Here is a 13,412-nt window from a genome sequence, read left to right on the forward strand (position 1 = left end):
TCCGGAATGGCGGCGCTGCCCCAAAAGCAAAAAGGGCCGCCGTGGTGCCACGGCGGCCTTGATGAGATCGCAGAACGTGATGCCCTTAGTGGGCGATGTTGCGCCAGATCTTCTTCTTGGTGAAGTAGAGCAGCGAGGCGAAGACGAGAAGGAAGACGATGACGCGGAAGCCCATGGCCTTGCGCTCTTCCAGCTTCGGTTCGGCAGCCCACATCATGAAGGCGGCGACGTCGCGGGAATACTGGTCGACGGTCATCGGTGTGCCGTCGGTGTACTCCACCTGCTCGTCCGAGATCGGCGGGGCCATGCCGATGGCATTGCCGGCCAGGAACTTCGGGTTGTAGTACTGACCCGCGTTGATGACCACGCCTTCCGGAACGTTCTCGTCGTAACCGGTCAGCAGGGCATAGATGTAGTCTGCCCCCTGCTCATTGTACTGCGTGAAGGCATCGAAGACGAACCACGGGAACCCGCGGTGCGCCGCACGGGCCTTGGCCAGAAGCGAGAAGTCCGGCGGATAGGCACCACCGTTGGACGCGCGCGCCGCTTGCTCGTTCGGGAACGGCGACGGAAACTTGTCGGCGAGGATGGCAGGACGCTCGTACATGTCGCCGTCATCATTCGGACCATCGACAACCGTGTATTCGGCTGCGATGACCTTGGCCTGCTCCTCGGTGAAGGACGGACCGCCCTCCTGGGCCAGGTTGCGGAAAGCAACCTGACGCAGGCCGTGGCATGACGCGCAGACTTCCTTGTAGACCTTGAAACCGCGCTGCAGCTGCGCCCGGTCAAAGGTGCCGAACGGACCTGCGAAGGACCATTGCTGGCGTTCGATATGCGGGCCCGAACCGGCAGCGAATGCCGGTGCGGTGGCCGCGAGGACGACGGCGGCGGCAAGGGCGCGGACCGTCTTGATCATGATGCTCATGTTCAAAAACTCCTGAACCTTAACCGTCACTTACTTGGATTGCGGTGCTGCAACAGCAGCCGCAGGCTTTCCGGCCCCACTCGCCAGCACCGCGTCCGAAATCGATGCCGGGATCGGCAGCGGCTTCTCAAGGAAGCCGAGCAGCGGCAGGATCACGAGGAAGTGGGCGAAATAGTAGACGGTGCAGATCCGCGACAGGATCACGTAGATGCCTTCCGCCGGCATGGCGCCGAGGTAGCCGAGGGCAAGAGCGTTGATCGCGAAGATCCAGAAGAACTGCTTGAACAGCGGGCGATAGACACCGGAGCGAACCTTGGACGTATCCAGCCAGGGCAGGATGAACAGGACCGCAATGGCACCGAACATGGCCAGCACGCCGCCGAGCTTGTCCGGAACCGCGCGCAGGATCGCGTAGAACGGCAGGAAGTACCATTCCGGAACGATATGCGCCGGCGTCACGAGCGGGTTCGCCTCGATGTAGTTGTCCGGGTGCCCCATGTAGTTAGGCACGTAGAACACAAAGTAGGCGAACAGGATCATAAAGACCACGATCGCGAACAGGTCCTTGATCGTGTAATAGGGGTGGAACGGCAGCGTGTCCTGGTTGGACTTCGGCTGCACGCCGGTCGGGTTGTTGTTGCCGGTGGTGTGGAAAGCCCACACGTGCAGCAGAACGACGCCGAAGATCATGAACGGCAGCAGGTAGTGCAGCGAGAAGAAGCGGTTCAGCGTCGGGTTATCGACGGCGAAGCCACCCCAAAGCCAGGTGCGCACAGCCTCACCGACCACCGGAATGGCCGAGAAGAGGTTGGTGATCACGGTCGCACCCCAGAAGGACATCTGGCCCCACGGCAGCACGTAGCCCATGAAGGCGGTGCCCATCATGATGAGGAAGATCACCACGCCCAGGATCCACGAGATCTCGCGCGGCGCCTTGTAGGAGCCGTAATAGAGACCGCGGAAAATGTGGATGTAGACAGCGATGAAGAACAACGACGCGCCGTTGGAGTGCATGTAGCGCAAAAGCCAGCCGAAATTCACATCACGCATGATGTGCTCGACGCTGTCAAAGGCAGCTGCAGTGCTCGGCGTGTAGTGCATCACCAGCACGATGCCGGTGATGATCTGCGAGATGAGCATGAAGAACAGGATACCGCCGAAGGTCCACCAGTAGTTGAGGTTCTTCGGGGTCGGGAAATCGACGAAGGATCCGCGAACGAGCGAAATGACTGGCAGGCGGCTTTCAAGCCACTTTGCCGCCGCGCTCTGCGGAACGTAATTGGAATGTCCAGCCATGGCTGTCTCCTCAGGGCTGCGGCTCAACCGATGGTGATCTTTGCGTCGTCAACGAACGCATAGGGCGGGACCAGCAGGTTTTCAGGTGCAGGCCCGACACGGATGCGGCCGGCGGTATCATAGTGCGACCCGTGGCACGGGCAGAACCAGCCACCGAAGTCACCGGCATCGCCGATCGGTACGCAGCCGAGGTGGGTGCAGATCCCGACCATCACCAGCCAAGGCTCCTTGCCTTCAGCTGCGCGGTTGGTGTCGGTTGCCTCGGCCGTGTCCGGCAGGTTCGAGTTACGGGCCAGCTTGTCCGGCAGCGCGCTGATCGGAACGGCCTTGGCCTCTTCGATTTCCTTTTCCGTACGGTGACGGATGAAAACCGGCTTGCCACGCCACTTCACGGTGATCGACTGCCCAACCTCGACGGCGGACACGTCCACCTCGATGGAAGCCAGAGCCAGCGCAGACGCATCCGGGTTCATCTGGTCGATGAAGGGCCAGGCGACGGCGCCTGCGCCGACAACGCCCATTGCGCCCGTCGCAAGATAGAGGAAGTCACGGCGGGTCGGTTCCGCCGAATGGGTATGTGCCAAGGTCGCGTCCTCTCGATACTTGTTCCACGTATACCGAATGCCCACAGGCAGACTGCTGCGGCTCTCAAGTGAACCTTAGGCAGCCCGGCGCAGGCATCAACGGCAGACGGGTGCGGCATTCACCCGCACCTCACCAAGTGGCTCGTCTTTTTGCACCCTTCTACGGGCTTGTCCAGATCGCCAGTGGATGCAGTCCCAAATGTCGCACCGCTTCCCGTCTCGCCCTCGCCCCTTTGATGCCGCGAAAGCGCCGGGATTGGAAGGGGGGAACGGCGCACAAGGCTCCATCCCCCGCTTTATGTTCAGGCTTCTGCATGCGAAGGCAGGAATCCACCGGACTGATGCGTCCAGAGCTGGGCATAGAGCCCGCCTGCCGCCAGCAGATCCTCATGCCGGCCCATCTCGATGATTCGCCCCTTTTCGAGGACGATCAACCGGTCCATGGCGGCAATGGTCGACAGGCGGTGGGCGATGGCGATCACCGTCTTGCCCTCCATCAGGTCGAACAGGCTGTCCTGGATCGCCGCCTCGACCTCGGAATCGAGGGCTGAGGTTGCCTCGTCCAGAACGAGAATGGGGGCGTTCTTGAGCAGCACCCGGGCAATGGCGATGCGCTGGCGCTGTCCGCCGGACAGCTTGACGCCCCGCTCGCCGACCTGGGCCGACAGCCCCCGCCGGCCATCCTTGTCTTCCAGCTGGCCAACGAAGTCGAGTGCGTGGGCCTTGCGCAGCGCTTCCAGCACGTCCGCTTCCGACGCATCCGGCGCCCCATAGGAGACGTTCTCGAAGATCGAGCGGTGCAGCAGGGACGTATCCTGTGTCACCACGCCGATGTTGGCACGCAGGTCATCCTGACGGACTTGCGAAATGTCCTGGCCATCGATCAGGATCTGGCCGCTTTCCACGTCGTAGAAACGCAGCAAAAGATTGACCAAGGTCGACTTGCCAGCCCCGGAGCGGCCGATCAGGCCGATCTTCTCGCCCGGACGAATGTCCAGGGAAAGCCCCTCGATCACGCCGCCGGTCTTGCCATAGTGGAAGTTGACATTCCGGAAGGAAATCTCGCCATGTGGCACCGACAGCGGCCGGGCTTGCGCGATATCGGCAACGTCCCGTTCGCGCGAGATGGTGCCAATGCCGTCCTGCACCGTGCCGACGTTTTCAAACAGGCCCGAGACTTCCCACAGGATCCATTGCGACATGCCCTGAAGACGCAGGATGAGCGCAATGGCGATTGCGATGTCGCCGGTGGTGACCACATCGATCTGCCACAGGTAGATCGCCATTGCCCCCGTCGAGAACAGCAACAGGTTGTTGATCAAGGTCAGCGTCGAGTTGAGGATCGTCACCAGCCGCATCTGCCCAAAGACAGAGTCGAGAAACACCGTCATCGACTTTCGGGCGTAGGTCTCTTCCCGGTCGGCATGGGAGAACAGCTTGACGGTGGCGATGTTGGTATAGGCATCGACCACATGACCGGTCATCACCGAACGGGCATCGGCCTGTTCCTGGGAAATATCCTTCAGGCGCGGGATGAAGACCCGTAATACCGCCAGATAGGCCGCCAGCCACACCAGCAACGGCAGGGCCAGATAGAGATTTGCATCGCCAACGACGATCACGGCGCTGGTGAAATAGACGACGACATAGACGAAGATGTCGACGATCTTGGTCACCACCTCACGCACGGCCAGCGCCGTCTGCATCATCTTGTTGGCGATGCGGCCGGCGAAGTCATTGTGATAGAAAGTCATGCTCTGGCGCAGCAGATAGCGGTGCACGCGCCAGCGGATCGACATCGGATAGGGGCCGAGCAGGCTCTGGTGCATCAGCAATTCGAACAGCACCTCGATCACCGGCAGGAACAACAGGATCACGAGGCCCATCCACAAGAGATGATGCCAGTTGTCGGCCAGGAACGTGTCCCGGTCCGCCGTCGACAGCCAGTTCACCAGATCACCGAGATAGGTGAAGATCGTCACCTGCAGCACCGCGATGAGCGCCGCGAACAGCGCCACCGCCAGCAGGATCGGCATCACCGGCCGGGTATAGTACCAGCAGAAGGCCGCAAAGCCCTTCGGCGGCACGGACAGGTCCGTGTCGACGAAGGGATCGACCATGCGTTCAAATCGCGAGAACATCAGTCAACTCCGAGCGGGCATCTTGAGCCCGGGTTTTGGCCCGCGCACGGCGGACAGGGGCAAGCGTCTTCGACCGGCGCGCCGACAAGACCACAGCCAGCGCAAAGCTGACCAGGGCGCCTGACAGCACCATCGTGCCAAGGAACAGCGACAGCAGGCGGTCGGTGTACTGGGCCATCAGCATGACCTGACCATGACGCTGCACGGCCTGCAACGACATCAGGTCATGCAGCAGCACAGGCATGAACAGGACTGCCGCGACGACAGCGACAACGGCGGCAAAGCCCGCAACGGCCAGAACGGCAAGGCGCAACCGGCGGGCCGGCGACACGGCTGCCGGGCGGCGGGCGCCGGCAAAAGGGAAGTCTACATCCGGACCGTTCGGCAGCGCGAACGGGTCCATCGGGTAACGAACGGTCATGGGTCTGCTCCAGGCAGGAAAGATGTCAGAATGCCACCGGAAAACAGGAACCGGAAAAAGGCGGCTGCAGCCCGTCGTCTTGGCGACGCGGCTTGGACCGGTGACAGATCAGCTGGAGTTTTGAGCTTTGGGTCAGGCCTGCGGGGAGCAGGCAGACTTGGCGATCGAGCCCAGATGCAGGGCGACGGTCATGCAGACGCGCGACGCAATGGTCATGTACACCCTCCTGAGGTTCGATTTGGGGTCAAAGTGCCAAGGTGCATCCGCCACCGGATGCGAGGAAAGACATAGCCGAATCGGCTCTATAGGAAAAGCTATACAATGCGGCCACAGGCGCGTTTTGACGCAGCTGTGGCCATTCAGCAACAAACTGGGGTTGCAGAGCCGTCAGGCTGCGCGGATGCTCGTGAGGAACTGGCGGACCTGCGCCTGCAACTCACCTGACAGGCTTCCAAGCTGGCCGGACGCGGATTGCATCTCGTCGGTGGCGCGGGAACTGGCCTGCATGGCGCCGGCAAGCTGGTCAACGTTGCTGTCGACGCGGGCGGTGCTGGAGGTCGCGACCGAGACTGAACGGCCGATCGCATCGGTTGCCTCGGCCTGCTGCTGGATCGAGGCACGGATGGTGTTCGAAATGTCGCTGATCCGGTCGATGGTTCCGGCGATGGAGCGGATCGCGCCGACGGCCTGATCGGCCACGCTCTGGACCGATGCCACCTGCGCGGTGATTTCCTCGGTAGCCTGGGTGGTCTGCCCGGCCAGCGCCTTGACCTCGTTGGCGACGACGGCGAAACCGCGCCCCGCCTCCCCGGCCCGCGCGGCCTCAATGGTGGCGTTGAGCGCAAGGAGATTGGTCTGGTTGGCGATCTGGCTGATCAGTTCAACGACCTCGCCAATCGCGCGGCCGGTTTCAGCCAAGCGCCCGACAATGGCATCGGTCTGGCGCGCCTCCTCGACGGCGCTGCCGGCAATCAGCGAGGCCTGCTGCACGTCTTCGGTGATACCGGCGATGGACTGGGCAAGCAGATCCGCTGCATCGGACATGCTGCTGACCGATTGCCCGGACTCAGCTGTCGCCGTGCTGACTTCGGATACCGCACGCGAGGACCGGCTCACGGCATCGCGCAACTCGCCGGCATTGGTACCGACTGCCTTTGCGGTCTCGTCAAGGGATTGCACGGCGGTCAGGACGGACCGCTCGAAATCATCGGCGATGTCGCGCATCAGCGCCTTGCGCTCTTCCTCGATATGCTGCTGCTGCATCGCCTGGCGGGAGGATTCCTCGCGGGCGCGCGCGGCCAGCTTGCCACGAAACTCAAGCACCGAACGGGCAATATCCCCGATCTCGTCGGACCGGTCGGCACCGTCGATGTCGACATCCAGATCGCCATGGGAAAGACGGGTCAGACCGCCCTGAAGCCGCTTCAGCGGCCGGGCAACGCCCAGGGCCAGCATGATGGCAAGGCCGAGAAACGCGATGCCCACCGGCGTGCAGACCAGAACGATCTGCAGCATCTGGTCAAGGATCAGACTGTCAACGCGGGCTGCACCGTCTGGCCCGAGGAAGCCTTGTGCCTCGGTCGGATTGGCAAGGGAGCGGGTCAAGGCCATGCGGAAGACGTAGAAGGCGTATCCTGTTCCCGCGACCATGATCGCAGCCGCAGAGACGACAAGGATCAGGAAGCGACCGATGATTGGCAGACGCAGGCCAGCATTCAGGGAATGAGACATAGTTTGAACCCGCAGTACGAAAGAAACTGACCTGACCGGCCTTTCACTCGGGTTCAATACTGGAGAGTTTGAGTAAATTTTCTATGGACGTACGCGCAATGATTGCTAGATCAGTTTCTGCGTGAGGTAATATCCGCCAGCAGCGGCAACGCCGGTCAGCACCGTGCCCCATACGACATCAACAACGACAACGATAAAGGGCCAGTCCCGCATCGTTGCGAAATTGGTCATGTCATAGGTCAGATAGGCGAAGAAACCGAACAGTCCGCCGTAGACCAGCGCATGCCAGAAGGACTCGTTGCGCAGCGCCGGAAGCACCGCAAAAATAACAATCCCAACGACATAGACAATATAGAAAATCGCTGCCGCACCGAGGTTTGGCTTGTCCATCAGCAGATGGCCAATACGGTCGAAATAGAACCTGGTCGCGATCTGCGACAGCCAGATCGCATCAATGGCGAGAAAAATTGCAGCGGTCGTGCCATAGGCGACGAGAATCTGGGCCATGCGTCCGGTTCCTTTTCCAAGGCTTACGGCGCATGGCCTGGTATAGATCACCGCAGCCTCATGCCTCGGCCAGAAAACCGCCGGATTGCCGCGCCCACAGGTCGGCGTAGAGCCCGCCGCGCGCCAGCAGCGCGTCATGGTTGCCTTCCTCGACAATGCGGCCGCCGTCCATCACCAGCAGACGGTCCATGGCGGCGATGGTCGACAGGCGGTGGGCGATAGCGAGCACGGTCTTGCCGACCATCAGCGGCGCAAGATTCTCCTGGATCACCGCCTCGACCTCGGAATCGAGCGCCGACGTTGCCTCGTCGAGGATCAGGATCGGTGCGTTCTTCAACAGGACACGGGCGATGGCGATGCGCTGGCGCTGGCCGCCGGAGAGCTTGACGCCGCGCTCGCCGACCTGGGCATCGAAGCCGCGCCGGCCCTTCATGTCGACCAGTTCCTCGATGAAGCCAAGCGCATGGGCCTGGGTGGTCGCGGCGACGAGATCCGCCTCGGACGCATCCGGACGGCCATAGAGGATGTTGTCGCGGATCGAGCGGTGCAGGAGCGAGGTATCCTGCGCCACCATGCCGATGCAGGCACGCAGGGACGCCTGGGTCACCTCACGCACGTCCTGCCCATCGATGAGCACCCTGCCCGCCTCGACATCATGGAACCGCAGCAAGAGCGTTGCCAAGGTCGACTTGCCGGCGCCGGACGGGCCGACAATGCCGATCTTTTCGCCAGGACGCGCTGCAAAGTTCAGGTTTTCGAGCACGCCTTCGCCCTTGCCATAATGGAAGGTGACGTTTTCGAAGGCGAGCCCGCCCTGCTTCACGACGAGGGGTCTGGCATCGGCGGCATCGGTCACCGTGACCGGCCGCGAAATCAGCTCGACGCTGTCCTGCAGGGTGCCAAAGAGGCGGAACAGGCCGTTGAGCTGGCCGAGCATGCGGCCAAGCAGCAGGTTGAGGCGCAGCACGAGGCCAAGTGTCAGCGCGACGTCACCGGTCGTCAGGCCGCCGCCCTGCCACAGATGCAGGGCAAAGCCGGAGATCGCCACCATCATCGCCCCCGAAAGCAGGGACATGAGGGAGCGGACTTCCGTGAGATTGCGGGTGAACCGTTTGAGGACACCAAGATAGATCCCGAACTGGTCCTGCATTCCGGCAGATTCGCCATCGCGCGACCCGAACAGTTTCACCGTTTGGATGTTGGTGTAGGTGTCGACCAGGCGGCCGGTGAGGCCAGACGCGGCATGCGCGGAGGCCTTCGACTGCTCCCGGATGCGCGGCACATAGATCCGCGCGATGATGACGAAAGCCACGAGCCACAGGGCAACCAGCAGCGCCAGGCGCACATCCAGATCGCCCAGCATCAGCATGGTGGCCACCGCATAGACGAGGATGTACCAGACCACCTGCAGCAGGGTGACCATGAATTCGCCCGCTGCCTGCCCGGACTGCCAGACCTTGGAGGAGATGCGGCCGGCAAACTCGTCATGGAAGAAGCCGAGGCTCTGATCCATGATGCGGCGATGCGCCTGCCAGCGGATCAGGTTGTTGAAGCCCGGAATAACCGTCTGCTCTTCGACCAGCGCCGTGCCGGCAGCAACAACCGTCCGCAGCACCAGGACGACAAAAGCCATGCCGAGCAGCGTCAGCGCGTGATCCGAGAACAGGCGCTCGGGCCGGGCAGCATCCAGCATGTCGACGATGGTGCCGATGAAACTATAGATCCCGGCCTCGATGGCGGCTGTCAGACCGCCCAGCACCAGCATGAGCAGGAAAGGCCAGCGGCATTGCCAGACATAAAGGCGCAGGAACGCCAGCGCCGACGAGGGCAAGGCGCGGGAGGCAACCGGCTGGAACGGGTCGATCCAGCCTTCGAACAGGCGGTAGATGAACTGCAAGGCCTTGGGTCCGGTGCTAGGTGCGTATCTCTCCCGAGGGTCTATGTAGCATCCCACTTCGTGCTGGCCAGCGATTAAGTGTCTCAAGGCTGGTCAGTTCCGGGTGCGACCGGCTGGAACAGCGCACTCCGGTGCATCATTCCACGCAGGGTGCCATGCGTGACCGTGGCTCTCCGGTCCCCGCTCGGCGCTTCGCTTTCGCTCAGCTGGGCCGGGATGACGGCCGAGAGGTGGCAGTTTGCCGGTGAGTTCGTATAGTGCCCTGATTTTCCTGACAAAGGCCCTGTCGCTGTCCATGCCCGATCTCGTTCTCTATCAACCGGATATTCCCCAGAACACAGGCACAATGCTGCGCATGGCGGCTTGCCTGAATGTGAAAGTGCATCTGATCGAGCCGGCGGGGTTTCCGCTGTCGGATCATGCGCTGAAGCGGGCGGGTATGGACTATCTGGAGCGCGCGGCGCTGATCCGGCATGTGACCTTTGAAGCTTTTGAAGACTGGCGGCGCGCACAAGGGCGGCGGCTGGTGCTGATGACCACGCGGGGGAGTGTGGCCTACACCGGACATACCTTCGCGGCCGGGGATCTGGTGATGATGGGGCGGGAGTCGGCCGGGGTCCCCGACGCAGTGCATGCGGTGGCCGATGCGCGGATCGTCATTCCGATGGCGGAGGGCATGCGGTCGCTTAATGTTGCCGTGTCCGCCGGCATGGTTCTGGGCGAAGCGTTGCGGCAGACCGGGAACTTTCCGCCGCTCGCGCGCGTTTGAAGGCGAGGCGCGGCATTGCTGCGCTTTGCAAGAGAGGCCTCAGGCCGCTAGAACGGCGGCAGGAGAACGCCGGGCCGGGCCCGGTCACCAAAGGATGCGACAGCCCATGAGCGATAAGACCCCGCAGACCGGACAAGAGCGTGGCGGCCCTGTGCCGGCGGATATCGAGGCCAAGAAACTCGCCGCGCCCGCCTGGTTTGCCGAATTGCGCGACCGGATCTGCGCGTCGTTCGAAGCGCTGGAGAACAAGATCGGCGCGCTTAACGGCCCGCTGGCGGACCGGCCGGCCGGCCGGTTCGAGCGCACGCCCTGGGAGCGCACGGATGCGAGCGGCGCCAAGGGCGGCGGCGGTGTCATGTCGATGATGCATGGCCGCGTGTTCGAGAAGGTGGGCGTGCATGTCTCCACCGTCTACGGCGAGTTCTCGCCCGAGTTTCGGGGCCAGATCCCCGGGGCGTCGGAAGACCCGCGCTTCTGGGCCTCCGGCATCAGCCTGATCGCGCATCCGCAGAACCCGCATGTGCCGGCCGTGCACATGAACACGCGCATGGTCGTGACGACGCGGCAGTGGTTTGGCGGCGGCGCCGACCTGACCCCGGTGCTGGACGCGCGCCGCACCCAGACCGACCCGGACAGCATGGCCTTTCACAAGGCGATGGAAAACGCCTGCGCGCCACACAAGAATGCGGACTATCCCGCCTTCAAGGCCTGGTGCGACGACTATTTCTTCCTGAAGCACCGCAACGAGCCGCGCGGCATCGGCGGCATTTTCTACGACTACGTCAATTCCGGCGACTGGGACGCGGACTTCGCCCTGACGCGCGATGTCGGGCTGGCGTTTCTCGACATCTACCCCAAGCTGGTCGAGGCGAATTTCGAGAAGCCGTGGAGCGAGGCCGAGCGCGAGGAACAGCTGATCCGGCGCGGACGCTATGTGGAGTACAACCTGCTCTACGACCGGGGCACGATCTTCGGCCTGAAGACCGGCGGCAATGTCGCCTCGATCCTGTCGTCCATGCCGCCTGTGGTGAAGTGGCCCTGAGAGGGGCTAACGCCCCTCGCGGAACCAGGTAACGGACAGGGCGCCAAGCAGAAGGGCAAGGCCAAGGAGACCGGAGAGAAGCGGGATCCGGTCAATGCCCTTCAGCACGCTGGCGTCCGTCGTCTTGAGCCCGATCCAGCCGGACCCGGCATAGTCATCGGCCCGCTTCAACGGCACGATGCGCGGGATCGACTGGCCGCCGCCGATGTCGGCAATGCGCAGCGCTGCGCCTCCGGTCTGGGCGGACAGGGGCCCAAGCTTTTCCGTCGTGGAGAGCACGTCGGAGAACTCGCGCGGGTTCTGCGGCCCGACATGGATGAGGGCCGTGCGCTGGCCATCCGTGGCCGAGTAGAGCCCGAGTTCGGTTGCCGCCTGGCTGGCGCGCCACAGGCCGGGTTCCGCTTCGCTCAAGGTCAGCACCCGAGTGCCGCCCGTGGGCAGGGTGAGCGTGACATCGGCCGCCGTGTCGCCCAGGGTCTGGCGCTCAAGGATGAGCTCGGACCCGCGCAGGCTGATCCTGAGCGCTTCCTCCTCCAGATCCGGTTCCTGCATCAGCCAGTGGCCGAGACGGCGCAGCAGGGGCACATGCGGGCCGCCGCCCTCATAGCCGCGCGCCCAGAGCCAGACATGATCGGACAGCAGCACAGCGACGCGGCCGGCTTCCTCGCGGTTGAGCACAAGAAGCGGCGTGTCTGAGGGGCCGGACATCAGCGACTGACCCGCATCGACCTCGGCTTCCACCGCGCGGAACCAGCGGCTCCACTGGGGCGGTTCAGACCGGGCGCCCGGCAGACCGCGCGTGACCGGATGCCGGTTGCCGATGTCGGAGACGCGGGCATGGTAGGGCATTTCAATGACGTTGCCGGTCGGGCGCGCCGGCAGGACCGGCGCCATGGGTGTCTGGTAGATCGTCGAGCCTTGCGCATAATCCGGCCCGCCGGCGATGAGCAGCGCCCCGCCGGCCCGCACATAGCGGGCGATATTGTCGAAATACAGCATCGGCAAGACGCCGCGGTTCACATAGCGGTCGAAGATGATGAGGTCGAACTGGTCGATCTTTTCCGAGAACAGCTCGCGCGTCGGGAAGGCGATCAGGGACAACTGGTTGACCGGGGTGCCGTCCTGCTTTTCCGGCGGGCGCAGGATGGTGAAATGCACCAGATCGACCGAGGCATCCGACTTCAGCAGATTGCGCCAGGTGCGCTCGCCCGCATGGGGGGAGCCGGAGACCAGAAGAACCCGCAGGTTCTCGCGGATGCCATCAATGGTGACGACAACACGATTGTTGAGCGCAGTCAGTTCACCGGGAAGGGTTGCCGCCTCGAACTCGAAGATGTTCTGGCCGCCGTGGCCGATCTCGACCGGCACTTCCAGGCGGGATCCCGGACGAAGGCGGAACTCATTGACGAGTTCACCGTCACGCCGGACACGGATGGTCGCCGGACTGCCATCCGCACCGGGCAGGTTGCCGCCATCCTCCAGGTTCAGGGTGACCAGTTGCTCCGAGCCGACCAGTCCGAAACGCGGCGCACGCACCAGCGACAGACGCCGGTCGCTTTCGTCCGGCCTCCCGGTCACGAGAGCATGCAGCGGCGCGTTGAAGCCCAGAGCCGAACTGGAGGCTGGAATGTCGTGGACCTGACCGTCTGTCAGGAGGATCGCGCCGCCGACCCGTTCCGGCGGCACATCGGCAAGGCCATCGGCCAGCGCGCCGAACAGGGCGGTGCCGTCATCGCTCAGCGAGGGGCTGGCCTCGATGCGGCGCAGCTCAAACCCCGGCAAAGCGGCAATGCGGGTCTCCAGTTCGGACAGGGCGGCAGACGTCGCCGCATCGCGGCCGTCCAGCATCTGGCTCTGGCTCCGGTCGACAACGACCGCAACAACGCTGGAGAGCGGCTCCCGGTCCTCGCGCTCAAGAGCCGGATTGGCGAGCGCCAAGAGGAGGAGAGCCAAGGCAAATGTGCGCAGGAGGCCGCCGCGCAGGCGCAGAAACAGCGCGACCGCGAGGAACAGCGCAATGAGAGCCGCGCCCGCCAGCAGGCCCCAGACGGGGACGAAGGGATCAAAGGAGACAGACCAGATCATTGCCGTGTCTC

11 protein-coding genes are annotated in these 13,412 nt (G+C 63.4%); 2 read left to right on the plus strand and 9 right to left on the minus strand.

Annotation, left to right across the window (positions count from 1 at the left end):
- Nucleotides 1–85 precede the first annotated feature (85 nt).
- From C8348_RS15525 to C8348_RS15560, 8 genes are all read right to left on the minus strand, one after another.
- Nucleotides 86–928: a cytochrome c1 gene (locus C8348_RS15525; protein ID WP_106754286.1), complete on the minus strand. Its 843-nt coding sequence runs from the start codon at nt 926–928 to the stop codon at nt 86–88.
- 30 nt (nt 929–958) lie between these two features.
- A complete protein-coding gene (locus C8348_RS15530; protein WP_106754287.1) occupies nt 959–2,224 on the minus strand; it encodes a cytochrome b in 1,266 nt (421 codons plus the stop codon).
- 23 nt (nt 2,225–2,247) lie between these two features.
- Entirely contained in the window at nt 2,248–2,808 is a 561-nt protein-coding gene (gene petA / locus C8348_RS15535; RefSeq protein ID WP_106754288.1) for a ubiquinol-cytochrome c reductase iron-sulfur subunit, read from the minus strand.
- A 302-nt stretch (nt 2,809–3,110) separates the two neighbouring features.
- Nucleotides 3,111–4,949 carry an ABC transporter ATP-binding protein gene (locus tag C8348_RS15540; protein WP_106754289.1) on the minus strand — a complete coding sequence of 613 codons (1,839 nt, stop codon included), beginning with the start codon at nt 4,947–4,949 and terminating at the stop codon, nt 3,111–3,113.
- Nucleotides 4,933–5,370, minus strand: a complete 438-nt coding sequence (locus tag C8348_RS15545; RefSeq protein ID WP_106754290.1) for a hypothetical protein — start codon at nt 5,368–5,370, stop codon at nt 4,933–4,935. Before C8348_RS15545 ends, C8348_RS15540 begins: the two co-directional genes overlap by 17 nt.
- 387 nt (nt 5,371–5,757) lie before the next feature.
- On the minus strand, nt 5,758–7,101 hold the full coding sequence (locus C8348_RS15550) for a methyl-accepting chemotaxis protein (protein ID WP_106754291.1): 1,344 nt from the start codon (nt 7,099–7,101) through the stop codon (nt 5,758–5,760).
- 105 nt (nt 7,102–7,206) lie between these two features.
- On the minus strand, nt 7,207–7,608 hold the full coding sequence (locus tag C8348_RS15555; RefSeq protein ID WP_106754292.1) for a DUF2177 family protein: 402 nt from the start codon (nt 7,606–7,608) through the stop codon (nt 7,207–7,209).
- 58 nt (nt 7,609–7,666) lie between these two features.
- A complete protein-coding gene (locus C8348_RS15560) occupies nt 7,667–9,505 on the minus strand; it encodes an ABC transporter ATP-binding protein (protein ID WP_106754293.1) in 1,839 nt (612 codons plus the stop codon).
- A gap of 295 nt (nt 9,506–9,800) precedes the next feature.
- On the opposite strand from C8348_RS15560, the gene C8348_RS15565 reads away from it, so the two are divergent.
- Together C8348_RS15565 and hemF are read left to right on the plus strand one after the other, a co-directional pair.
- Nucleotides 9,801–10,274, plus strand: a complete 474-nt coding sequence (locus tag C8348_RS15565; protein WP_106754408.1) for a tRNA (cytidine(34)-2'-O)-methyltransferase — start codon at nt 9,801–9,803, stop codon at nt 10,272–10,274.
- Nucleotides 10,275–10,380: 106 nt separating this feature from the next.
- The gene (gene hemF, locus C8348_RS15570) at nt 10,381–11,316 is read left to right on the plus strand and encodes an oxygen-dependent coproporphyrinogen oxidase (RefSeq protein ID WP_106754294.1); all 936 of its coding nucleotides are present in this window, start codon (nt 10,381–10,383) and stop codon (nt 11,314–11,316) included.
- A 6-nt stretch (nt 11,317–11,322) separates the two neighbouring features.
- Here hemF and C8348_RS15575 read toward each other — a convergent pair whose 3' ends face one another.
- On the minus strand, nt 11,323–13,401 hold the full coding sequence (locus C8348_RS15575) for a hypothetical protein (RefSeq protein ID WP_106754295.1): 2,079 nt from the start codon (nt 13,399–13,401) through the stop codon (nt 11,323–11,325).
- Between the last annotated feature and the right edge of the window lie 11 nt (nt 13,402–13,412).

The organism is Pannonibacter carbonis, from assembly GCF_003012935.1.
Taxonomy (GTDB): domain Bacteria; phylum Pseudomonadota; class Alphaproteobacteria; order Rhizobiales; family Stappiaceae; genus Pannonibacter; species Pannonibacter carbonis.